The sequence below is a fragment of the Pedobacter namyangjuensis genome (genome assembly GCF_003313325.1).
In the GTDB taxonomy this organism is placed as follows: Bacteria; Bacteroidota; Bacteroidia; order Sphingobacteriales; family Sphingobacteriaceae; genus Pedobacter; species Pedobacter namyangjuensis.
In genome coordinates, this window is the sequence record NZ_QMHQ01000001.1 from 1,019,947 (window position 1) to 1,043,017 (window position 23,071).

At 35.9% G+C, this 23,071-nt stretch carries 18 protein-coding genes; 11 read left to right on the forward strand and 7 right to left on the reverse strand.

Annotated elements, in window-relative coordinates:
• The first annotated feature begins 130 nt into the window (after positions 1–130).
• Both DUT69_RS04475 and DUT69_RS04480 read left to right on the forward strand, forming a co-directional pair.
• Positions 131–2,044 carry an alpha-amylase family glycosyl hydrolase gene (locus DUT69_RS04475; protein ID WP_113651912.1) on the forward strand — a complete coding sequence of 638 codons (1,914 nt, stop codon included), beginning with the start codon at positions 131–133 and terminating at the stop codon, positions 2,042–2,044.
• A gap of 4 nt (positions 2,045–2,048) precedes the next feature.
• Positions 2,049–3,308 carry an alkaline phosphatase family protein gene (locus DUT69_RS04480; protein ID WP_113651913.1) on the forward strand — a complete coding sequence of 420 codons (1,260 nt, stop codon included), beginning with the start codon at positions 2,049–2,051 and terminating at the stop codon, positions 3,306–3,308.
• 8 nt (positions 3,309–3,316) lie between these two features.
• Here the strand turns inward: DUT69_RS04480 and DUT69_RS04485 are convergent, their stop codons facing one another.
• Positions 3,317–3,913, reverse strand: coding sequence for a hypothetical protein (locus DUT69_RS04485; RefSeq protein ID WP_113651914.1), 597 nt, complete (start codon positions 3,911–3,913; stop codon positions 3,317–3,319).
• A 132-nt stretch (positions 3,914–4,045) separates the two neighbouring features.
• Here DUT69_RS04485 and DUT69_RS04490 point away from each other — a divergent pair, with 132 nt between their 5' ends.
• The 4 genes from DUT69_RS04490 to DUT69_RS04500 all read left to right on the forward strand — a co-directional run bounded on the left by DUT69_RS04490 (position 4,046) and on the right by DUT69_RS04500 (position 8,210).
• A complete protein-coding gene (locus DUT69_RS04490; RefSeq protein WP_113651915.1) occupies positions 4,046–5,629 on the forward strand; it encodes a S10 family peptidase in 1,584 nt (527 codons plus the stop codon).
• Between the two features lie 386 nt (positions 5,630–6,015).
• Positions 6,016–6,189: a hypothetical protein gene (locus DUT69_RS19155; RefSeq protein ID WP_162796172.1), complete on the forward strand. Its 174-nt coding sequence runs from the start codon at positions 6,016–6,018 to the stop codon at positions 6,187–6,189.
• Positions 6,190–6,196: 7 nt separating this feature from the next.
• Complete coding sequence (locus DUT69_RS04495) at positions 6,197–7,045, forward strand: SPFH domain-containing protein (RefSeq protein ID WP_113651916.1); 849 nt, start codon at positions 6,197–6,199, stop codon at positions 7,043–7,045.
• Positions 7,046–7,244: 199 nt separating this feature from the next.
• On the forward strand, positions 7,245–8,210 hold the full coding sequence (locus tag DUT69_RS04500) for an acetyl-CoA carboxylase carboxyltransferase subunit alpha (protein ID WP_113651917.1): 966 nt from the start codon (positions 7,245–7,247) through the stop codon (positions 8,208–8,210).
• Positions 8,211–8,525: 315 nt separating this feature from the next.
• On the opposite strand, the gene DUT69_RS04505 is transcribed toward DUT69_RS04500, so the two are convergent.
• Positions 8,526–11,597, reverse strand: a complete 3,072-nt coding sequence (locus DUT69_RS04505) for a glycosyltransferase family 117 protein (protein WP_113651918.1) — start codon at positions 11,595–11,597, stop codon at positions 8,526–8,528.
• A gap of 373 nt (positions 11,598–11,970) precedes the next feature.
• Here DUT69_RS04505 and DUT69_RS04515 point away from each other — a divergent pair, with 373 nt between their 5' ends.
• The 3 genes from DUT69_RS04515 (at position 11,971) to pth (ending at position 14,623) form a co-directional block, all read left to right on the forward strand.
• Positions 11,971–12,912, forward strand: a complete 942-nt coding sequence (locus DUT69_RS04515) for a ribose-phosphate pyrophosphokinase (RefSeq protein ID WP_113651919.1) — start codon at positions 11,971–11,973, stop codon at positions 12,910–12,912.
• 73 nt (positions 12,913–12,985) lie between these two features.
• Positions 12,986–13,570 carry a 50S ribosomal protein L25/general stress protein Ctc gene (locus tag DUT69_RS04520; protein ID WP_113651920.1) on the forward strand — a complete coding sequence of 195 codons (585 nt, stop codon included), beginning with the start codon at positions 12,986–12,988 and terminating at the stop codon, positions 13,568–13,570.
• Between the two features lie 492 nt (positions 13,571–14,062).
• Positions 14,063–14,623 carry an aminoacyl-tRNA hydrolase gene (gene pth, locus DUT69_RS04525; protein ID WP_113651921.1) on the forward strand — a complete coding sequence of 187 codons (561 nt, stop codon included), beginning with the start codon at positions 14,063–14,065 and terminating at the stop codon, positions 14,621–14,623.
• A 136-nt stretch (positions 14,624–14,759) separates the two neighbouring features.
• On the opposite strand, the gene DUT69_RS04530 is transcribed toward pth, so the two are convergent.
• Genes DUT69_RS04530 through DUT69_RS04545 form a run of 4 tightly spaced genes read right to left on the reverse strand, consistent with a single transcriptional unit; the run spans position 14,760 to position 19,561 of the window.
• Complete coding sequence (locus tag DUT69_RS04530) at positions 14,760–15,434, reverse strand: LytR/AlgR family response regulator transcription factor (protein WP_113651922.1); 675 nt, start codon at positions 15,432–15,434, stop codon at positions 14,760–14,762.
• Positions 15,435–15,490: 56 nt separating this feature from the next.
• Entirely contained in the window at positions 15,491–16,513 is a 1,023-nt protein-coding gene (locus DUT69_RS04535; protein ID WP_113651923.1) for a TlpA family protein disulfide reductase, read from the reverse strand.
• 2 nt (positions 16,514–16,515) lie between these two features.
• The gene (locus DUT69_RS04540; protein ID WP_205314210.1) at positions 16,516–18,018 is read right to left on the reverse strand and encodes a sensor histidine kinase; all 1,503 of its coding nucleotides are present in this window, start codon (positions 18,016–18,018) and stop codon (positions 16,516–16,518) included.
• 49 nt (positions 18,019–18,067) lie between these two features.
• Positions 18,068–19,561, reverse strand: a complete 1,494-nt coding sequence (locus DUT69_RS04545) for a S41 family peptidase (protein ID WP_113651924.1) — start codon at positions 19,559–19,561, stop codon at positions 18,068–18,070.
• Positions 19,562–19,730: 169 nt separating this feature from the next.
• Here DUT69_RS04545 and DUT69_RS04550 point away from each other — a divergent pair, with 169 nt between their 5' ends.
• Complete coding sequence (locus DUT69_RS04550) at positions 19,731–20,075, forward strand: Spx/MgsR family RNA polymerase-binding regulatory protein (protein ID WP_113651925.1); 345 nt, start codon at positions 19,731–19,733, stop codon at positions 20,073–20,075.
• On the opposite strand, the gene DUT69_RS04555 is transcribed toward DUT69_RS04550, so the two are convergent.
• Positions 20,072–22,156 (reverse strand): ATP-binding protein, encoded by a 2,085-nt coding sequence (locus DUT69_RS04555; RefSeq protein ID WP_113651926.1) that lies wholly within the window; start codon positions 22,154–22,156, stop codon positions 20,072–20,074. The genes DUT69_RS04550 and DUT69_RS04555 overlap by 4 nt on opposite strands.
• Positions 22,157–22,336: 180 nt before the next feature.
• Between DUT69_RS04555 and DUT69_RS04560 the strand changes: the two genes are divergently transcribed.
• Positions 22,337–23,053, forward strand: coding sequence for a hypothetical protein (locus tag DUT69_RS04560; RefSeq protein ID WP_113651927.1), 717 nt, complete (start codon positions 22,337–22,339; stop codon positions 23,051–23,053).
• Positions 23,054–23,071 lie beyond the last annotated feature (18 nt).

Genomic DNA, 23,071 nt, shown 5'->3' on the forward strand with positions numbered 1-23,071 from the left:
TTTAAGCTCTTAGTAGCGTTATAGAACGAGTTAAAGATTTTTTTATTCTCTAAAGGAGAAATTTACACTTAAAAATTGTTTTGTAAATACCTAATATTGAGTATTTTTGAAAACCAAATATAATCCCTAGATGAAAAAAATCAGTTATTTCCTGCTTTTAGTAAGCCTTAGCATTCTATTTTCCTGCAAAAAATCGGGAACGTTCCCGGCTCCGACTCCAGAACCACCAATAGTTTTACCGCCAACAACTGGAACAAACGTTTTGCCGGTCGGAGCAAAGGATGGTGTTGCATTCATTAATGGCGGCACCTCTGCAATTGTTACGCTTTATGCTCCTTCTAAAAATTCGGTTTATTTACTAGGCGATTTTAATGATTGGCAAGCCTTGCCTGCTTACCAAATGAAACTTGCGCCAGACAACAATACATGGTGGGTGCAGATAGATAACCTAAACCCAAACACAGAATATGCTTACCAGTTTTTTGTAGATGGTAGTTTGAAAGTTGCCGATCCGTATAGCGAAAAAATTCTCGATCCTAATAACGATAGTTTTATTCCAGCAAGTGTTTATCCGAACCTAAAGGCATATCCTACTAATAAAACCACAGGGAACGTGAGTGTAATGCAGGCTAATAAACCAACATATAGCTGGAAAAACGGAACTTTTAATCGCCCTGCGAAAGATAATTTAGTTATTTACGAATTATTGATTAGAGATTTTACTGCCGAACATAGCTACGCATCTACACTACAGAAGTTGGATTATCTGGTGAGCTTAGGCATAAATGCAATAGAATTAATGCCGGTTACAGAATTTGAAGGTAATTTAAGTTGGGGCTATAATATCTCCTACTATTTTGCTCCTGATAAATATTACGGAACCAAACAAGCACTACAAAATTTTATAGACGAGTGCCACGGTAAAGGTATAGCCGTAATTATGGACATGGTCTTAAATCATTCTTTTGGGCAATCGCCTATGGTACAATTATATTTTGATGGCAACAAGCCAACTAATAACAGTCCTTGGTTTAACGTAGATGCCAAACATCCTTATAATGTAGGCTATGATTTTAACCATGAAAGCCCGGCAACAAAATACTTCTCTAAAAATGTAATTAAACATTGGATGCAAGAGTACAAAATAGACGGTTTCAGGTTTGATTTATCTAAAGGGTTTACACAAAATTTTACCACTAGTGATAGTCCTTTTGCTGCTTACGACGCAAGTCGTGTGGCTATTTGGAAAGAGTACAATAACTACATCAAAAGCATAGACCCGAATAATTTTTATGTGATTTTAGAACATTTTGCAGAAGCTAGTGAGGAAAAGGTTTTAGCTGCCGATGGAATGATGCTTTGGGGAAATATTAATCATAATATGAATGAAGCTACAATGGGTTGGTTAAACGATTCTGATTTTTCTTGGGGATTTTTTGATAAACACGGTTTTGCAAAGTCAGAAAACTTAATTAGCTACATAGAAAGCCACGATGAAGAAAGGCTAAATTATAAAAACATCACCTATGGTAATAATGATGCCAGCAATTACAAAGTTAGAGACTTGGCAACTGCCTTAAAACGCCAAGAAATGGCTTCCGCATTTCTTTTTGCTATTCCAGGTCCTAAAATGATTTGGCAGTTTGGAGAGCTGGGATATGATATTAATATAGATTTTAATGGCAGAACGGGAGACAAACCTATTAAATGGGATTACTACACAGATCCGAAGCGAAAAGCATTATACGATGCTTATTCAAGGTTTATAAAGCTGAAAAAAGCTAATCCAATATTTAATACGCCAACTTACACCAGCAATCTAACTGGCGGAATTAAGTACATTAAACTTACCAGTGGCAACAATACAGTTGTGGTTGTAGGTAATTTTGATGTAACAGCGAAAACTGCGAATATAGATTTTGGTAGTAGTGGTACTTGGTTAAATGTTAGCGGCGGATCAAATATTAATTTAACAAATACTATTTTTGGCAATTCGTTAGCACCTGGCGAATACCATATTTATAGTAAACAGGCTTTAAATTAGTTTAATGATTTTTAAAAAATTTATTTTTGCTTTAGCCTTTTTGGCAATAATTTTCACTGCCAAAGCGCAAGATACTACACAACAAATAATACCTAATAAGTACAATAGCTTAGCGCAACAAGAAAAACCTTACGTTATACTTATATCTTTAGATGGTTTTAAGTGGGATTTGGCCGAAAAATATCAAGCTAAAAACCTACTTAAAATTAAAGAAACTGGAGCGTCGGCAAAGTATTTAAAACCGTCTTATCCATCGTTAACTTTTCCTAACCATTACACCATTGCAACGGGTATGTATCCATCGCATCATGGAATTGTAGACAATATTTTTTACGATAAAAAAACTGCAAGAACATATAAAAACTCAGATAAGTCAACCGCTTTAGATAGTACTTTTTACGGAGGCAAACCCTTGTGGACTTTAGCCGAAGAGCAAGAAATGTTGAGCGCAGTTTTTTTCTGGCCCGGTTCTGAAGCATCTAACAATAATATTAGGCCAACTTATTACTACAAATACAACGAAATTACACCATTGCAACAACGCATTGGCGTAGTTAGTGATTGGTTGCATCTGCCAGCAGAAAAGCGACCCCATCTTATTGCGCTTTATTTTCCGCAGGTAGATAAAGCGGCACATAAGTTTACTGCAGATTCTGAACAGACTAAAGAAGCCGTTAATGTAGTAGATGAAGCGGTAGGAAAACTCATGCAGGTGGCTAAAGAAACTAATTTGCCGGTAAATTTTGTGATTTTATCAGACCACGGTATGGCTGCGGTAGATAATCTAAATACTATTCCTTTGCCAAAGGCGATAGATAGAGAAGAATTTGTGGTGCCTCCCGGAACTTCAATATTGCACCTTTATGCAAAAGATAAAAAATATATTAAGCCAACTTACAAAGCTTTAAAGCTTGAGGCTAAGGATTACGAGGTTTATTTGGCTAATCGAATTCCAAAAAGGTGGAAATACAATAAGAAAAATGATAAGTTTGATAGAATAGGCGATATGATTTTGGTACCTAAACTACCAAAGGTATTTAGTACTATCGGCATAAAACCAGAAATTGGGCAACATGGTTTTGATCCTGCAAACCCAGCGATGCACGCCATATTTTATGCTACAGGGCCAAATTTTAAATCAGCTTATCAAATAAACGCGTTCGAAAATATTCATGTTTATCCGCTAATTGCCGAGATTTTAGGTTTGCCCTATACGCATAAAATTGATGGGAAAAAGAAAGTGTTAGCGCCTATTTTAAAATAGATTGCAAACTAGAATTTAAATGTTGGGGGCAATTGCGCAAACATCTCGCAACTATCTGCATAATTAAATCTAAATGTAAAATAGGTCTTGGTTTTTGGATCTAAACACCAAATTACATTGCTGAATTCGCCCTTAAAATCGTTATCAGTAAAGTTTGGAGCGTTTAAACCATACAACACCGCCCTCGTATCTTTAATGTTTTTTTCCTTTAAAATTTTATCTTTCGCAATATCTACCAATTTGTTTATTCTTTTAAGATCATATTGATAAGGTTTGTATACGAAGTTAGTTGCCTTGGCATCTCCAATCAGATCAATTTTAATATCCTCCTTAAAAGTAAATTCTCCCTTCTCATACTCATACTGCTTCCAGGTGGTGCTATTGGTATCAGTAGTAATATCTACAATAAACTCGGTTCCAGAACTTTTCTCTCTGTAATTGATGTTGGCGTAACCACCTTTTGGTGTAGCCTTTTCGTTTAATTTAGTTACAAACTCGTCCCACTCGGCTTTATTTTCGAGTATAGATTTTTCGCTGGTGTTAGTCGACTTGTTTTTGCAAGATAGTAAGCATAGTAATATGCATAATAAGCTAATGTTTTTCATAATAGTAAATTTAGGTAGGGTGAATTTAGCAGAACAATTCATTATTTCCTAAACCAAGTAACAATTTCGTGTTCGTTGCTTATTGTGGTTTCTATTTTTGATATTTATGCAAACAATCAAAACTAACCCATAATGAAGAAAATTTTTACCCTAAGTCTCTTAGCTTTAAGTTCTTTTGGTGTATTGCAGGCGCAGCAACCACAACGTGGTGCTAATGCGGGCAGTCCGGCCACAACGGCAACAACTGCTACAAGCGCAAATCCAGTTAAAGAAGAAGCAAAACCCAATGCCAATATCAATACCAGAAACATCGTAGCCGAAAGTACAGTGGTAACTAACCATTCGGTAACCATTAAAGGCAAAGCCGTTCCCTATAAGGCAGTAACAGGTACTTTGCCAGTTTGGGATGAGGATGGAAAAGCCATTGCTGGTTTGTTTTATACTTATTACGAACGTTCTGATATCCAGAATAAGGATAGCAGACCTTTAGTAATTTCTTTTAATGGAGGGCCGGGTTCTGCATCGGTTTGGATGCATATCGCTTACACCGGTCCCGTTGTGTTAAACATAGACGATGAAGGTTATCCAATTCAGCCTTATGGCTATAAAGACAACAGCACTTCTATTTTAGACGTTGCAGATATTGTTTACATAGACCCGGTAAATACAGGTTATTCTCGTGCTACCAGTAAAGATGTGCCAACCAACAAATTTTTTGGCGTTAGGGCAGATATTAAATACTTGGCCGAGTGGATTAACACCTTTGTAACACGTAACAATCGTTGGGCATCGCCTAAATTCTTAATTGGCGAAAGTTACGGTACAACCCGTGTTTCTGGCTTAGCTTTAGAGCTGCAAAGTAACCAGTGGATGTACTTAAATGGAGTAATTTTAGTATCGCCAACAGAGTTGGGAATAGAAAGAGGCACCGTAATGGATGCTGCTTTGCGACTGCCGTATTTTGCAGCCACTGCCTGGTACCACAAAATGTTACCAGCCGATTTGCAAGGCAAGAAATTAACCGATATGTTGCCCGAAGTAGAAAACTTTACCGTTAACGAATTGGTGCCGGCAATTGCAAAAGGCGGGTTTTTGCCACCGGCTGAAAAACAAAAAATAGCTGCTAAAATGGCTAGGTTCTCTGGTATTTCTGAGAAGGTTATTTTACAAAACAACTTAGATGTTTCTACCAACCTGTTTTGGAAAGAATTGCTACGCGACAAAGGTTTTACTGTTGGTCGTTTAGATTCTAGGTATAAAGGTATCGATAAAGCCGATGCAGGCAATGGACCAGATTACAATGCCGAATTAACTTCGTGGTTGCACTCTTTTACACCTGCAATTAACATGTACATCCGCAAAGAGTTAAACTATAAAACCGACCTAAAGTACAACATGTTCGGTCCTGTAAATCCTTGGGACCGCACTGGCGATCGTACAGGCGACAACTTAAGGGCAGCAATGGCGCAAAACCCGTATTTGCACGTTTTGGTGCAGTCTGGTTATTATGATGGTGCTTGCGATTATTTCAATGCCAAATACAACATGTGGCAAATGGACCCAAGTGGCAAGTTAAAAGACAGAATGAGCTGGGAAGGTTACGAAAGTGGACACATGATGTACCTGCGTAAGTTGGATTTAGCGCTGGGTAATGACCACATTCGCGATTTTATCCAGAAAGCTTTACCTAAACCTGGTGTGCCAGCAAAATTCTAAAATAGTTATAATCCTGTTTTAAGAGCGATTAGGTAAACTAATCGCTTTTTTATTTGAAGCGCATTTGTCTGCAATTATTTAGGTTTCCTCCTGCTTTCGCTCCAATTCCCGATAAAAATCGGGAGATTTCCGCTCTATCAGGGCTAAAAACTTAAGGGTGTGCAAGGAAAACCCCTCATAGTAGTAAAATCCTGCGTAAAATAAACCTGATAGAAGCAAAATAATTTTGGTGTCCGGAGCTAGTCGAAGGAAAAATTATTTGCGAATAGCAGGACTTTCGAGACCGAAGCGTTTGATAAATTGCTTTTCAAAAACAGATTTTACAGCAAATTTTACTTTGTAATTTTACGCATATTTGTTATCTTTCGAGATAGCCTAACGTAACAATGAAACAAATTATTATTCTAATCAGAGTAATTGCAGCAATCGTGCTAATAACTATCGGGGTAGATAACCTAAGCCAGCCATCAAATACCGAAGTTGCCATTGGCGCAATTGAAATATTTTTAGGTTTGGCAATTATATTTGCACCAATTAAATCACTTTTTAAAAAAATCTAAAACGTTCATGGATCAACCATCTTTAATTAAACGCCTTCTTAAGTATTTCTCCATTTTTATAGTTTTAATTATACTTTGGGTTATACAACCTTTTACCTACGAAAACATTGATGCCGGTAATGTGGGTATTAAAATTAACCTCTACGGTTCAGATCGTGGGGTTGACAACATAACTATTGTAACTGGTAGGGTTTGGTACAACACTTGGACCACAAAAATTGTAGAATTTCCAACCTATACGCAATCTGTAGATTACGAGCCTTTTGTAGTAACCACTAAAGACGCTGCAGAATTTAAGGTAGATCCGAAGTTAAACTACCATGTAAATGCAACCATGGTACCACAAATTTACAGGCAGTACCGCAAACCGTTAAACGAAATTGAGCAACAGTTTATGCGTAATACCATTTATGATGCTTACCGTATTGTGGCCAACTCCTTTAGTTCTGATTCGGTTATGAGTAACCGCGAAAAATTTGAAGATAGGATTCAGAATATTTTAACCAAAAACCTAAGTAAGGATGGTTTTATATACGATCAATTAACATCGGCAATTACACCTCCAGAAAGCCTAAGACAAATGATTGACGAAAAAAACGCATCGATACAAGCTAGGCTTAAAGCAGAAAACCAAGCTAAACAAGCAGATGCAGAGGCAAAGGTTAAATTAGCTACAGCAACCGGAGAGGCGCAAGCTTTATTGGTTAGGGCAAAATCTGAGGCTGAGGCAAACCGTTTAAGACAATCTTCTTTAACGCCAATGCTAATACAACAAGAGTGGATTAAAAAATGGGATGGCAAATTACCTACTACACAAGCTGGCGGTAATACCAGTTTAATGATGCCGATCAAGTAAAATAATTGAACAAAGATAAAAGACAGGATTTATAGCTTAGCTTTATACATAAGCCTAATCTTTAGTCTCAGGTCTTTAATCTTTGTTCATTGCTCCTTGTTCATTGCTCTTTACTCTTTACTCATTGTTCATTGCTCCTTGTTCTTTGCTCTTTATGCTTTGTTCTTTATTCTTTTATCTGTAATTTTGTAGCCCGACTATGGAACAGATTAAAACATCATTCGATTTTGAAAAACCTTTAGCTGATTTAATGCAGCAGATTGATAAGGTTAAACAAGTTGCCGAAAAAACTAAAGTGGATATGTCTGCTACATTAGCAGAACTAGACGAGAAAGTTGCCACTACGAGCCAAACACTTTACACTAACCTTACGGGTTGGCAGAAAGTACAAATGTCTCGTCACGCAGAAAGACCGCAAACTTTAGATTATATTAACATGATTTGCGATGATTTTATCGAGATGCATGGCGATAGAACTGTAAAAGACGATAAGGCAATTGTTGGTGGTTTTGCTACCATAAATGGCGAAACGGTAATGATTATCGGTCACCAAAAAGGCAAAAATACCAAAGAGCGCCAGTTTCGTAATTTTGGTATGGCAAACCCAGAAGGTTACCGTAAAGCTTTGCGTTTAATGCGATTGGCTGAAAAGTTTAATAAGCCTGTAATTTCCTTTATCGATACGATGGGTGCATACCCAGGTTTGGAAGCAGAAGAACGCGGACAAGGAGAGGCGATTGCTAGAAACTTGTTGGAAATGGCAGTTTTAAAAGTGCCAATTTTATGTTTTGTTGTAGGAGAGGGTGCTTCTGGTGGTGCGTTAGGTATTGGGATAGGCGACAAAGTTTACATGCTAGAACATACTTGGTATTCGGTAATTTCTCCGGAATCTTGCTCTTCTATTTTATGGAGAAGTTGGGATTACAAAGAGAAAGCCGCTGAATGCTTAAAACTTACTTCAGAAGATATGTTTAAAAACAAACTGATAGACGGCATAGTTAAAGAACCACTTGGCGGTGCGCACCAAAACCCAGAGTTAATGGGCGAAACGTTAAAAGCACAAATTGTAAGTGATTTAAAAAGCCTGAAAAAGGTTAACACCGATAAACTTGTTGCCACCAGAATTGATAAATTCTGTGCGATGGGTGTGGTTAACGAAGGTTAATCCTTTTCGAAAATATATAAAGCCTTTCTGATTTTTTAGAAAGGCTTTTTTTGTGGTTTTATTTTGGTGTGTAATTTTCGCTCTTTGAGGTGTTCGAATGGATGATTATTGCATATTTCAAATCCGATCTTGTTTTTTAGTCCGAAATGCGCTACGCTAACATCTCGAACAGCTTGGATTGTTCTAAATCTATTTATGTTAGATAGGATATTAAACAAATCCGATATCTATCGGATCAGAATAACGATTCGTTTTTATACAAAAAAGCCTGAGATCCTTTTCGATCTCAGGCTTTTTTAACTTTACATTTAACGTCTATTGCCCACCTTGCTGTTGCATAGAGCGACTGAAAACATAGTTAAATCTAGCGTCTAATTCTTGGTATTGTTTTGCAATATCTTCGGCAAGTTTAGTTTGTTTGTACTGTGAAGCAACTTGTGCCATAGGTACTAAACCATAATTTAAGGCAATTTGCCCTTGCTGACCACCAATCAAAATGTCCTTGCTTTTTGAAACATCAGCTAAATAGGTCATTTCTTTTTGAATGTAAACCATCGATTTTTTTATCAAATCGTTCGCTTTTTTCGTTTCTCCTAAAGCATAAAGGTTTTGTGCTGTTTGCGCAACACTCATCATAGATCTTATGCTGTAAATTTTGTCTGGTATAACCTCATCGTATTTAGCCATTACCTTTTTAGCATCGTCTAATCTGTCAGCTTTAATTAAGCCACTTGTTAAGCTATTTAAGATGTTAATGAAGATAGCAACATCATCTGCAGATTGCGTATCTAAGTAAGAAGCATGTTTTATGTTGCCCCATTTAAACTTGTTCATTACATTTTTATACAAGGGATCAAGGTTAATATACTCATCTGGAGTAGAGGTAGAATCAATTTTTAAAGGCAATAAGCGGATAGCTAAACCTTCGTTATACAAATAATTGTCTAAACCATTAAACTGATCGCCTGGAACTGTTTTAGCAAAATAAATTGGTCTTTTCCAATTGTTATGTGCTATAATATCAAACATCGCTAGCGTACCTTTGGTAATATATGGCTTGTTAAATTTCCATTCCATTACCGGAGCAATTTCACCTCCTCTGTTTGCAGGTAAAGTTCCTGAACTAATCACATCTTGTGGATTGATGGTTAATTTCAAGTTCTTAGTTGGCAAATCGTTATTTGCTTCCAAAAGGTAATCTACTAATTCTTTAAGCTCTACATTGCCTTGGATATTAGCGTCTGTAAATCTCATGTAATCTCTAACGCCAGAAACGTACTGAGATTCTTTCATGGTAATTGGTAAAGGCTCTGATTGATGCACTTTGCGACGCATACCGTTAATATACCAATCGGTGTCGAACAAACTTAAGTTTACCAATCTAATATCTGGTCTAATACCTTCTACTTCCTGCGCATACCAAAGTGGGTAAGTATCGTTATCACCATAGGTAAATAAGATTGCGTTAGGAGCGCAAGATTCCATATAGCTAATTGCAATATCTCTTGCTACCCATTTATCAGAACGGTCGTGGTCATCCCAGCCTTGGCTGGCCATTAAAACTGGAGCAACAAGCAGACCTATTACCGTTGCACCAACAGCTGCGGTTTTAGGGTTAAGCTTACCGAAAACCCATTCTTTTATGGCTAGTACGCCTAAACCTATCCAAATGGCAAACGCATAGAAAGATCCTACATAAGCATAATCACGCTCTCTCGGTTCTAATGGTTTTTGATTTAAGTAAAGTACAATCGCTAATCCTGTAAAGAAGAAAAGCAAGCCTATAATTCCTGCGTCTTTTTGGGCACGAGAGAAATGCCAAACAGCACCAATTAATCCTAAAATTAGGGGTAAAAAGAAAAATCTGTTGTAAGAATTACTTTCTGTAATGGTAGGAGGAAGGTTTGTCTGGTCGCCTAAAAACAAAGCATCAATTGGTTTTACACCGCTTAGCCATTGTCCTTCGTACAGGCTGCCTTGTCCTTGGTCTTCGTTTTGTCTACCGGCAAAATTCCACATGAAGTAGCGCATGTACATTAACCCGGTTTGATATTTCGCAAAGAATCCGATATTGTCGAACAGATTTGGCACATCCTGATCGCCCAGATTCATCATGTCCTTATAATAAGTTACATGTCGGGCATCATCGCTGTACATTCTAGGGAAAAGCGTAGTGCGTTGTAGGCGTTTTAAACTATCAGGGAATCCTTCGGTTATACCGTAAACCTGCTTAGTTTTAATGCCGGCAACCTCGTATTTTTCTGCCCCCTTTCTGTAAATGGTTGCGCCAGAATCTATTACTGGATAGCCATTTTCTTGATATTTAGGAATTGTGTTGTAGTTAGGTCCGGTTATCAACGGTCTATCGCCGTATTGTTCTCTGTTTAGGTAGCTTAAAAAAGAGAAAGCATTATCAGGATCGCTATTGTTAAGGTTTGGCTTTGCCTGTGCCCTAATAATAATCATGGCAAAAGAGGTGTAGCCAAAAATTACCAGCACAGTTGATAAAAGTGCAAGGTTTAAAACTCTTTTTTGATGTTTGATTGAATAGCGGATTCCCCAAACCAAACCTCCAATTAATAAAATTGCAAAGAAAAGTACACCGGTTCCAAAACCTAAACCTAGGGTATTTACAAAGAATAAATCGAAGTAAGCGCCTAGAGAAACCATATATTGAATAATTCCGTACTGGATAACTGCAAGTATCAAAATCCCAATACCAAGCGTTTTAAATATACCGCTTGACGTTGCCTTATTCGTTTTTTTGAAGTAGTAAACAAAAGCTATTGCTGGTATAGTTAACAAGTTTAACAAGTGGATACCAATAGAAAGACCCATTATATAGGCTATAAATAATAACCATCTATCTGCTTTAGGCTCGTTGGCAACCGCTTCCCATTTTAAAATACCCCAAAATACAATTGCAGTAAATAATGATGATAAAGCGTAAACCTCTGCTTCAACGGCAGAAAACCAGAAACTATCGGAAAAAGTATACGCTAATGCACCAACAATACCAGAACCCATAATACTAATTAGGTTGGTCGTGCTAACCACTTCTCCTTCTTTAACTAAAATCTTTTTTGCAAGTGCAGTAATTGTCCAGAATAAGAACAAAATGGTTGCACCACTGGCAACCGCAGAACCTACGTTCATAAAATAGGCAACTTTAGTATTATCGCCCATGGCAAAAATAGAGAAGAAGCGTTCTATCATTAAAAACAACGGTGCGCCTGGTTGGTGTACAACTTGCATCTTTAATGCCGAGGCTATAAACTCTCCGCAATCCCAAAAGCTAACAGTTGGTTCTAATGTTAAAATGTAAGTTAAAGTGGCGATAAAGAAACAGGCCCATCCAACTATATTGTTTACTTTAAAATAATTCATCGTACTAATGAGGTGAAATTTTTTGTTTTACGCATAAAAATGCGTCCGAAAATAAAGAAATAGATTGATAAATTGGTTAACTTTGCGAAGTCTTTTAACAAAAATTAACGCTTGTTAGAGGCTAGAAATGCACTTTGAAACTTTTTTTAATTTTTTTTCATTTCACTATTGCAAGAATAAAAATTAAGCGTAAATTTGCATTCCATTTCGGAACAACATCGAGATGGAAAATTGTCCGATAGTATAAGGGTAGTACAACGGTTTTTGGTACCGTTTGTCTTGGTTCGAATCCAGGTCGGACAACAAATTTTTTCGGATTGTGAATAAACCCGCAATCCGATTTTTTTTTAACCAGCATTGATACCCGCAAATCATGCCATTGCAGTTTAACCCAGTTAAAATTTTTGCCGGAACCGGTACAAAAGATTTAGCGAAACAAATTGCCGAAGCTTACGGCAAACCACTAGGAAGCGTAACTTTAAGTCGGTTTAGCGATGGCGAGTTTCAACCTTCTTTTGATGAATCGATTAGAGGGTGCGATGTTTTCTTGGTTCAATCCACTTACCAACCTAGCGATAATTTATTTGAACTTCTTTTAATGGTAGACGCGGCTAAAAGAGCATCTGCACATTATATTACTGCAGTAGTTCCTTATTACGGCTTAGCTCGTCAGGATAGAAAAGATAAACCAAGGGTAGCAATTGGCGCAAAGCTGGTAGCTAATTTATTAAAAGCTGCAGGTATCCACCGTATTATGACGATGGACTTGCATGCGGCACAAATACAAGGTTTCTTTGATATTCCGGTAGATCACTTGGATGGATCGGTAATATTTGTACCTTATATAAAAAGCTTAAATCTGCCAAATTTAACTATTGCATCGCCAGATATGGGCGGTTCTTACAGAGCCCGTACCTTTGCTAAGTTTTTTAATGCAGAAGTTATTATTTGTGATAAACGCCGTAAACGTGCCAACGAAATCGAATCTATGTCGATTATTGGAGATGTAACCGGTCAAGATGTAGTTTTGATAGATGATATTTGCGATACTGCAGGTACGTTAGCAAAAGCCGCTGCCTTGATTATGGAAAATGGCGCAAGAAGTGTGAGAGCTGTTTGTACACACCCAGTTTTATCTGGTAAGGCTTATGAAACGGTTGAAAATTCTGTGTTGGAAGAATTAATTGTAACTGATACAATTCCTTTAAAACAACATAGTGATAAAATTAGAGTGCTTAGCACCGCTAGTTTGTTTGCAAAAGCAATTGCAAATGTTAACGAACATGGCTCAATAAGCGATCTTTTTAGAGTTTAATAAAAGGTGGAAGGTTAGGCATCAAGGCCTAAATACTGAAGCTAAAACATATACTAATTAAAATAAATAAAAAATGAAAACAATCGCAATTAGCGGTTCTCCAAGAGAGAACGTAGGGAAACGCGATGCTAAAGAGCTTCGCTATGAAGGTAAAGTTCCTGCAGTATTGTATGGTGGAAAAGAACAAGTACACTTTTCTGTATTAAGAACTGATTTAAACGAAGCTATCTATACTCCAGAGGCTAACTTTTTAGAAATCACTATCGGTGGTACTAAAACTAAAGCTATCATTAAAGATGCTCAATATCATCCATTAACAGATTTATTATTACACGTAGATTTCCTTCAATTATTTGATGAGAAAGAAATTGTAATGGAAATCCCTGTTAAATTAACTGGAACTTCTCCAGGTGTTAAAATGGGTGGTAAATTGGTTCAGAAATTACGTAAATTACGCGTTAAGTCTTTGCCTAAACATATGCCACAAGTGGTTGAAGTTAGCATAGATAAAATGGAAGTAGGTAACTTATACCGCGTTCGTGATTTAGCTAAAACTGATTATGCTGTAATTAACACTCCAGAAGATACAATCGTTTCTGTAGGTATGTCTAGAGCTTTAAAACAAGCAGAGACAGAAGCAGCTAAAGGTAAAAAATAGTAGTTCATAAATTTTTTGCTGAACAAAAAGCGGTGCAGAATCAATTCTGAACCGCTTTTTTTTGGTCTATAATTTCGGATTTTAAGATAAAAAGCATCAGGTTTTTTTATTTTTTTGAAAGCGCAATAGCTTTGCTAGTAATCAAATTTCTTCCCGTTTTTTGCTTATACGCTTCGCTACGTAGCAAAGCTACTTGCTGCAGGGTATCGCTTCAACCGGGGCTAAATATAAAAAGCTGTGCATTTTTTAAAGGTTGCAATCGGGCCACAAAACTTAAATCATAAACCCGGTGGTAGCGGCATACTTTTTTCCAAAGCCTTTTTTTGGATTTAGAAAAAAGATATAGCGTACAACGGGGCTAAAGTCTGCCATAATCACTGGCTATATTTTACAAAAACGACAAATAATTATTTTTTAACTTTTTAGCTTAGGTCTTAGTCTTTCTTTGCTTTAAACTTTGGTCTTTAAGCTTTAAGCTTTTAACTTAGCAAAATGAAATTTCTCATAGTTGGCTTGGGCAATATTGGTCCAGAATATGCACATACTCGTCATAATATAGGTTTCGATATAGCAGATCAGTTAGTTAAAGATTTAGGTGGTAGTTTTGAACTATTACGTTTAGCCTACTACGCAGAAGTTAGTTATAAAGGCAAAAAGTTACATGTAATAAAGCCCACCACCTATATGAATTTAAGTGGTAAGGCCGTAAACTATTGGATGAAAGAACTGAAAGTTGCACCAGAAAATGTTTTGGTCTTGGTTGATGATTTAGCACTTCCGTTAGGTAAATTACGTATGAAATTACAGGGCAGTAGTGCTGGGCATAACGGTTTAAAAAGCATAGAAGAAGTTTGTGGCGGACAAAATTACGCTCGATTGCGTTTCGGCATTAGCGATAATTTTAGAAAAGGCCAACAAGCTGAATATGTTTTGGGTGCTTTTGATAAGGACGAACAAAAAGAGCTGCCAACTTTAATTAACCGCGGCGTAACCATGATTAAGAGTTTTGCAACCATTGGCGCTGCACAAACCATGACACTTTTTAATAAATAATATTCGGTTGTCAGTTGTAGGTTGTGTTGTCAGTTTTCAGTCTGGATTGTTAATTTATGATCATAATGACTCTGGGATGTAGACTTAAGACTCAAGATTTTGTACTCAAGACTCTTAACTCTCTACTTTTGCCTTTTTACTTCATGCAATCGCTATAGGTTGCGCCGATACTAAAGGCTTTTTCGTTAATCCAAATCTGCGAACGATCGAACTTGGTGATTTTATTTTTAGCCAAAATAAAAGCTCTGTGGCATCTTACAAAATCTTCGCGAGGCAATAGTTCTGTAAGTTCGTTAATGGTAATTCTGGTGCTCAGCAATGTGCCATCAGCTAAATTAATTTGAGTGTAATTTCCCGATGCCTCTATAAAAAGAATATCTTTTAAGAATACTTTTACTTGCTCATAGCCATCTTTTATAAAAATATGATCTGTTTTGCCTGGCTGGTGGTTGTTACGTAAATCGTATAATTCTTTGGCTTTGTTGCTAGCTTTTAAAAACCTAGCCAGCGAGAAAGGTTTTAATAAATAATCTACCGCATCTAACTCAAAACTCTGCACTGCATGTTCGCTGTAGGCCGTGGTAAAAATAACCATCGGTGGTTTGCTTAATGTTTTTAGAAAATCTATTCCGTTAATATCTGGCATTTTTATATCCAGAAAAAGTAAATCAACTTTGTTTTGCTGTAAATAAGTAATTGCCTCAAAAGCATTAGTAAAGCGAGCCTTCAAGTCAATAAATGGCACTTTGCTAGCGTGTGCTGCAACAATGTCTAAAGCTATCGGTTCGTCGTCTATTGCAATTGCAATCATATATCGTTTATTAAAAAATTAAAAGTTTGTTGCGATGAGTGCAAATACTTTAAGATTTACTTTTCGGCTTCTTTTACCTTCGAAGTTAATAATTTATCCAACAACATTTTTAGGTCGGGCGACGATGGGCGTGGAGCATCAGCGGTATGTATTTTTCCTATCGGATCAATCAGGATAAACCGGGGAATTCCATCAATTTTAAAAGCCTTAACCCATTCGGAACTAAAATCTTTGTCGGCAAATAATTGAATGTCACCTAGTTTTTCATCATTAACAAACTTTATCCATTTTTCGTAATCGTCTTGCTTATCAACCGAAATACTAACAAATACAATATTTTGGGTTTTGTAATGCTGTTCCAACTTTTTTAGGTAAGGAATTTCTGCCCTGCAAGGTGCACACCACGTAGCCCAAATATCTAAAAAAACATATTTTCCTGTTAAACTAGAGAGCGTAGTTTTTCCACCTTTATGGTTCACATATTCAAAATTTGGAGCTATTTTGCCTTCCAAACTTGTTATCCCACTTGTCTTTAAAGTAACATTCTTAAGTTCGTCTATTATTCGTTTATCTTCCAATTGGTACTCGGCTAACATTAGCTTCGAAAAAGATGGACTAAAACCTTCTTGATAAAGATAATTTTTTGCTTCAGAGAAACGTTTTTTAAGTACTATTTTCAACTCTTCTTCACCAGGTAGTTTTCCTCCAAAACCTTGTTTCATTGTTTTGTCTATGGCTTTCTTTTTCAACAGATAGTTGTTCTCCATAGCACCATTCCCGTCGAAAGAAAGTGTTTCGCTAAATCGTTTGCCATCTGCTTTTAACTCCAAAATGAAACCACCACTCAAATATAAATTTGCAAATTCCGAGCCATCAAACAGTTGATAGAAACCTTGTGGAGCATTAAAACTTTCCGAAAATTTCCCATCTTTTCCCTTGATGGTTATTTTAAAATTTTTATTGTGTACAACAATAGAGTCTGAGTTTGGACGGATAATGTTAGCGCTAAAAAATATCTTATTATCTTGTGCAAACAGCTGATTGGCAAATAAAATGAGTAGCAATACCAGTTTCTTCATATTTACAACTTAATGGTTAAGTGGATGAAAAATTCCTTGGCGCTTTCCCTGATAATCAATTCGTGTTTGCCCGGATATAATAAGGCTAAACGCTGTTTTACATTTTGCAAACCTATACCACTTTTTAGTTTCTCCGGATCGTTATCTGGTTTAATATGAATACTGTTATTAACGTCGAAATATAAAGTGTTTTCTTTAGTTTGTAGAGTAACTTTTATATGCGATGGATGCTGTAAGCTAATGCCATGTTTAAACGCATTTTCTACAAAAGGAATCAGCAACATTGGCGTAATTTCCAGGTTGTTTAACTGTTCGTCAATTTGTGTGTCGATCACAATGTTTCCAGATCTAGACGTGCGTAGCTTTTGCAGAGCGATGTAATTTTCTAGATAGTCTACATCTCGCGTTAGCGAAATTTTATCCTGAACGTTTTCGTGCAACATGAATCGCATCATATCTCCCAATTTCTGAATGCCTTCGCCAGTGCGCTCTGCATTTTCTTGTAAGGCAGTGCCATAAAGCGTATTTAATGCATTGAAGAGAAAGTGGGGGTTAATTTGAGATTGTAGAAAACTCAAAGAAGCATCAGATTTGCCTAACTCTTTTTTTAGTGCGAAGATTTGATTGTTGCTTGCAGATCTGCTTTTGAAAATATACCAAGCTAAAAGCATTGTAACAATCAATTGTGTTGGAAAGTGGAAACATAGAATAATTGCTCCCCAATCTATATTTGTGGCCATCAACATCATTATTAATGAAACCGGTATTGCCAAAAACAATGCAATTAATAAGAAGTAACCGAAATAATGAATAAACCTTTTCTCTTTTTGTTGATGTTTTGGCAGGTAAAAATGTATGGCATAAATTGCTTGGCAGATGCCTGCAAACACGATTAGTGTCCACATCACAATTACTTCGTACTGCGGACTAGTTGCAACCAATAGCAGTAAACCTACAAACCAAAACGCCAAACCAAAACCAACATCAATTTTAATCTGGTAATTTGCATTTTCTGCGTCTTTATTTTCTTGGATTAGATAAAATACGAACTCTTTTAAAACTACGTAGCCAGATACGGCAATGAAAATCCAAAGTGTGTCTGAAAAACCTTTAAAAAATATGCGATTATACGCAGATTGGTTATCTGTATATTCAGCGAATAAATAGGCGTCGCTGTAGGTTCGTGTAATACTTATTACAAATCCCGTTACAATAAAAAGTATAAACACATAGGTTACGTTTGTAGCAACCTGTTGTTTTTTTATAATAGCGGGGATAGCAATAAAATTAAGCCCTAAAAAGGCCATATAAATAACTGAATATTGAAATATTTTGGGCAAAAAATAATTGTAGAGGTAAGAGAACGTCATATGATTTTCTCTGAAATTATAATATTCCCAATTAAGTCTTCGGTTACCGGTGTTGGAGATTAAGATAATTACAGCAATCGCATATAATATCGTCGAGATCCAAAACTCTGCTCTTTGTAAATCTTTCTGTTTCATAACGTTTTTTTATTGTTTGTGCTGGTTTTTGGCGCTAGTTTTTGTTTTCTCATAATATCAAGTTTCTTAAGTTTTCAAGCTGTGTATCAGATTTCCAAAGAATTTGATTAATATCTCTTTCAATTTTGATATCAGGTTCGGTCCCAAATCCGTCTAAAATTTTTCCATCCTTTTGAAATGAAACCATTGTGCTGATTTTTAAACGAATTGAAGAATTTGGCAATTCAAATCTTTCACTATTGCCACTTGAGCCATCCGTTGTCGTCCCTACAATTTTTATATTTGGAATTGCTTTAAAAGCAGCAACAAAAACAGATGCAGCACTAAAGCTTTTTTCGTTTGCCAATATATAAACAGGCTTATTATAGTAAAAGGCTTGCTTTGCTAATTTCTTCCCGTTCAGTAAACCGAAATAATATTCGCTGTATTTTTTTTGGTCTAATTCATACATCGGTTTAAACGTTTTTAAAAACGCAGTAGCACTTTTCTTTTCCTGCTTATCTAAAGCGGCATACGAAAACAAATTTCTGCTACTTAAGCTTTCTTCATATTCTTGTGGTAAAGGAATTGGCCCTCTTTGTTTCGTTGCATTTACCATGTAAATGGAGTCGGGGTGAACAAAGTATTTTGCCAATTCGTAAGTTATATCACGTGTGCCGCCACCATTACTTCTAACATCTACAATTAAGGCATTACTGTTATTCCGGATAGATTCCATAAAGGAATTGATTTTTTTAAATAACAAGGGAGCGTCTTCTTTACTAACCATCGAAGGTATTTGCATGTATCCAATTTGGTCTTTTAAGCCGAAAAGCGGACTAACATTTTCCTCTTTATTATAATCTTCATCTTTAAGCAATGCGAATTTCTTTTCAAACTCATCGTCCCAATAACCTGATCTCATTTTTCTTCCAACCGGAGAAACCACTAAAACGGTATCATTTTTAAATGAAGAATCTGAAAGCGTTAGTTTGATTTCTTTTGGTAATGATTTGTTTAAAACACTATATATTTTTTGAATATCTCTTAGTTGCCTAACTGCTTTTGTAAAATATGCTTCTTTTGGTGCAGTTAGTTCATCTGGAATTATCTGTTGGATGAAATTTTCGATAAGAGTTCCATCTATCTCCTTTAAGTAAGGGAATTTTACATTTAAGCGCACTAAATCTTTATCAGTATTTCTGTTTAATACAAGAACTTTATTTGCTTGCGGAGCATATACAAAAGGCAGGAAAAGTGAGTTCCTAATTTCATAATCTCTTACGGAAGAATGTCTATCGCCAATTTTTCCAATGGTTTTGGCTATAAATAGACCAAAATTTTCAAGCGTAGTAGCATCTGTTAATTTATCGAGATAGTTTTTAACGTCTTTATTAAAATCAAATCCGTTCAGGTAAACATAAGAAGATTTCTCATTCAAGGTTTTCGTAAGAAATTGTAAGTCTGTTTGAACCTGTTTTTTGGATAGATTTTTAGTTTGGGCCACAGAAACTATAGCTGATAGGCTAAAAACTAATAATAAAATAAATTTGGTAGTTGTCATTTGTTGTTTTTACACTACAATTTTAACTATGATATTTTTTGTTTTATTAGAAATGTGATAAACAAGCCAAAAAATGTGACGAAATAAAACAGTAGGTTAATCAATCTATAATTTACTTGTTGATTTGAGCTGAGACTTATAACTTAGAACCTGAAAATTATAACTAAAAATGATTGTTTACGGAATACCAAATTGCAATACGGTAAAAAAAGCTACAGACTGGCTTAAGGAAAATAAAATTGATTTTGAATTTCACGATTTTAAGAAAAAAGGAATTACTGCCGAAAAATTGCAAGAATGGTTTAACGAGTTTGGTTGGGAAAAGGTTATCAATAAAAACGGACTTACTTTTAAAAAACTTAGTAAGGAAGAACAGCTGAAAATTAATAATCCGACCGCTGTAACAGCTTATCTGTTAAATAATACAAGTGCTATTAAGCGACCAATCGTAGAAAGAGAAAAAGCTGTTTTAATTGGTTTCGATGCAGACAATTATAAAAACATCTTAGGCTAATTATCATTTAAGGGAAGTAGGATTTTAAAAATGCTACCGCCTGTCACTTTATTTTCGCACCATATTTTACCCTTGTGGGCATTTACTATTTGTCGGCAAATGGCTAAGCCCATTCCAAACGTTACTTCGCCCATTGTGCCCACACGTTTCGCTTCAGTAAACATATCGAAAATTGTTTCCAGTTGCGCTTCTGGTACGCCTATACCAAAATCCTCGCAACAGATTAAGGCATTATTGTTCTGTTTTATTCCACTAAGTATAATTTTGCTTTGAAAAGGACTGAATTTTATCGCATTCGATAACAGATTGTTTAAAACCCTTCTGATTTTTTCTTGGTCAATCTGCAACTCGATCTGTTCGCTTCTGTGTTCAATCAATTGCCCTTTTTCTTCGGCTTTATACTGCAACATAGAACTGCAATATTGTAAAAGTTCGCTAAGCTTTATATCCTCCTTGCTCAGCTCAACGTCGGTATTAATCTGCAACATGTCATTAATCAATCCGATAGCATCATGGCCAGAAGTATTGATCATTTGCAGCATTTCTCTATCCTCGGTAGTGTGGTGTTCGTCTTCTAGCATTAAACCAATAGCCATCGTCATACCACCAATTGGGCTACGTAAATCGTGGTAGATAATTTTCATCATCCTGTAGTTGTCCTCATGACTTTTTTGAAGTGCCGAGAGTGCATCTTCTAATTGTGCGTTTTTTTCTCCAACCTCTTGATTTAATTTTTTGAGCGCTGTATTATGTTTTCTATAACGTTTTAAATATGTAATAATTAGGAATAAGATAATAACCAGAAAGACCGAAGAAATAATTCCTCCCCACATGTAAGAAGTGGTTAATTTATTGGAATTATTAAGCAGTTCAATTTCATGTTCTTTTCTGGCAATTTGAAATACACTTTCTAAGTCCTTTTCATTAACATTTTTTTCTGCATCGGTCAAAGAGTCTCTTAATGCAGAATAGGTTTTAAACGCATTGTAGGCAGCTAGAATATTGTTGGATTTATCAAGCCGTTTCCAGTCTAATTCTCTAAATTTTAATAACAATTGTTGTTGAGTTGCATTGTATGGAAGTTCCCATTCCTTAATTTCCAACATTAGCGTATTTAGCTGTGTATTAGCTTCATTTAAACGATTATTTTTAAGGTACAAGCTAACGAGTTTTAGTTCTGCAGTATGCGCATCCATAATAGCAAAACCTGGTTTGTGGTTTATTTTGATGCTTTCCTTTAATAAACTCTCTGCCAAAATATCTTCGCCTAATAATGTGTAGGTGCCTCCTAAATTCCCATAAATAACGGCAAGTGCGGTAGAAATTCCCTTATTGCGATCTGGAAATTCGATTTTCTTTTCATTTAGTAATGCTATCCCTTTTTTATAATAGATCACAGCACTATCCGGTATCCCAGCTTTTTCAAAAGAGAGGCCTAGGGTATTTAATGTAGACTGTGGCCGTAGAACACGTGTGTCGAAATTCGAGTTATCGCAGCTAGATAGATCAGCCAAAGTGCTTTTTAAATAAGGGATTGCCTCTTTGTAACGCTTTTGTTTATATTTGATTAAAGCAATTTTATAGGTGAAATTACTCATCTCACAAGACGTTAAATGAGCGTTGCCGAAACTTTCACCTTCATAATATTTCTTTATTCCGGCGTTGTAATCTTCACCTCTTAATAGCAAATCACCTTCGTAAAATTTAGTGCGAACATAATGTTCGGGATGTTGTTCTTCAATTCCATCCAAAATAATGTACATGGAATCTATGGTTAATTTAGCCTTACTTAAATCAACCTTACGATTTAGGTAGATATCTGCCTTGAAATTATATTTTTGCCAACGCTGTGCCCTAGAAAATTCTTTTACTGCATTGTGTACAGAATCTACATAAATAATAGCCTTTCTTCCATCGCCTTCATCGCGTAATTTAACGGCCGAGTTATGATATTCTTTTAAAAACTCTATCCCAACTTCTTGCTCTTTTTTTTTGCAACTAGATAATGCAAGGCAAAAAACCATTAAAATTAAGATAATGGTTCTATTGGTTTTAGCGATTTTATTTGAAAGCAACGGCATAGTATAGCAATAGGGATTAAAATAAATTTAAACATTTGAACCAAATCAACAAAATAAAAAATCGATGGAAGTGCCGAAATCGAATTTGAACAAATTGAATATTTCGAAAGAAGTCAATCTATTTTCTGTTAAATTTTGTTAATTAAGTACAGTAACGTTAAAATCATTTAAATTTGGGTTATGTTAAAGAAGTTCATCATATTTTTACTGCTATTAGCACCTTTACATTTGTTGGCGCAAAATGGCTTTTTGACTGGTAACATTTTCGATAGCGAAAATAGAGCAACGGGGATTGAAGGTGCAACCATAAAAAATCTCAGCACAAAATCTTTAGTACTTAGCGACAAAGAAGGACGTTACGCCATAGCTGCCAAAGTTGGCGATTTGATCTCATTTGGTATGGTTGGTTATCAAACAGATACCTTATATCTTACTAAATTGGTTGTAAAAAATGTGTATTTGCGGGTTCAGGTTAACAATTTAAACACTGTTGATATAACTAGCACAAAAGTTTCTCCTTACTTAGATGTTAAAGATCCGAACGCGGTTGCTGCAAAAGAGGTAGAATATAGCAAAGAACGAGGTGGCTTGCGTTTAAACTTAGGTTTTGGAAAAAATAGACGGGAGCAGGAGAAAGTTCAAATGCTAGAAGAAAATGATCGTTTTCAAGAAGAGATCAACCGCAATTTTAATGAGAAATACATTAAAAAGCTTGTTAAATTTCAAGGACCAAATATTAAGGATTTTATTGATATGTACAGACCTACCGTAGAGCAGGTGAAGGCCGAACGCCCTTTCAAATACGATTATTACATTTCGAATGCTTACAGTACATGGTTAAAATTACCAGAAGATCAGCGTAAGCTACCATCGTTGTTAAAGAAAGACAAACAATAGAAAAAGGTAACAATATTA

What these genes read in the sequence shown, in the direction of transcription:
- DUT69_RS04475 (WP_113651912.1), top strand. Translation starts at nt 131, where the DNA reads ATGAAAAAAATCAGTTATTTCCTGCTTTTAGTAAGCCTTAGCATTCTA.
- DUT69_RS04480 (WP_113651913.1), top strand. Translation starts at nt 2,049, where the DNA reads ATGATTTTTAAAAAATTTATTTTTGCTTTAGCCTTTTTGGCAATAATT.
- DUT69_RS04485 (WP_113651914.1), bottom strand. Translation starts at nt 3,913, where the DNA reads ATGAAAAACATTAGCTTATTATGCATATTACTATGCTTACTATCTTGC.
- DUT69_RS04490 (WP_113651915.1), top strand. Translation starts at nt 4,046, where the DNA reads ATGAAGAAAATTTTTACCCTAAGTCTCTTAGCTTTAAGTTCTTTTGGT.
- DUT69_RS19155 (WP_162796172.1), top strand. Translation starts at nt 6,016, where the DNA reads ATGAAACAAATTATTATTCTAATCAGAGTAATTGCAGCAATCGTGCTA.
- DUT69_RS04495 (WP_113651916.1), top strand. Translation starts at nt 6,197, where the DNA reads ATGGATCAACCATCTTTAATTAAACGCCTTCTTAAGTATTTCTCCATT.
- DUT69_RS04500 (WP_113651917.1), top strand. Translation starts at nt 7,245, where the DNA reads ATGGAACAGATTAAAACATCATTCGATTTTGAAAAACCTTTAGCTGAT.
- DUT69_RS04505 (WP_113651918.1), bottom strand. Translation starts at nt 11,597, where the DNA reads ATGAATTATTTTAAAGTAAACAATATAGTTGGATGGGCCTGTTTCTTT.
- DUT69_RS04515 (WP_113651919.1), top strand. Translation starts at nt 11,971, where the DNA reads ATGCCATTGCAGTTTAACCCAGTTAAAATTTTTGCCGGAACCGGTACA.
- DUT69_RS04520 (WP_113651920.1), top strand. Translation starts at nt 12,986, where the DNA reads ATGAAAACAATCGCAATTAGCGGTTCTCCAAGAGAGAACGTAGGGAAA.
- pth (WP_113651921.1), top strand. Translation starts at nt 14,063, where the DNA reads ATGAAATTTCTCATAGTTGGCTTGGGCAATATTGGTCCAGAATATGCA.
- DUT69_RS04530 (WP_113651922.1), bottom strand. Translation starts at nt 15,434, where the DNA reads ATGATTGCAATTGCAATAGACGACGAACCGATAGCTTTAGACATTGTT.
- DUT69_RS04535 (WP_113651923.1), bottom strand. Translation starts at nt 16,513, where the DNA reads ATGAAGAAACTGGTATTGCTACTCATTTTATTTGCCAATCAGCTGTTT.
- DUT69_RS04540 (WP_205314210.1), bottom strand. Translation starts at nt 18,018, where the DNA reads ATGAAACAGAAAGATTTACAAAGAGCAGAGTTTTGGATCTCGACGATA.
- DUT69_RS04545 (WP_113651924.1), bottom strand. Translation starts at nt 19,561, where the DNA reads ATGACAACTACCAAATTTATTTTATTATTAGTTTTTAGCCTATCAGCT.
- DUT69_RS04550 (WP_113651925.1), top strand. Translation starts at nt 19,731, where the DNA reads ATGATTGTTTACGGAATACCAAATTGCAATACGGTAAAAAAAGCTACA.
- DUT69_RS04555 (WP_113651926.1), bottom strand. Translation starts at nt 22,156, where the DNA reads ATGCCGTTGCTTTCAAATAAAATCGCTAAAACCAATAGAACCATTATC.
- DUT69_RS04560 (WP_113651927.1), top strand. Translation starts at nt 22,337, where the DNA reads ATGTTAAAGAAGTTCATCATATTTTTACTGCTATTAGCACCTTTACAT.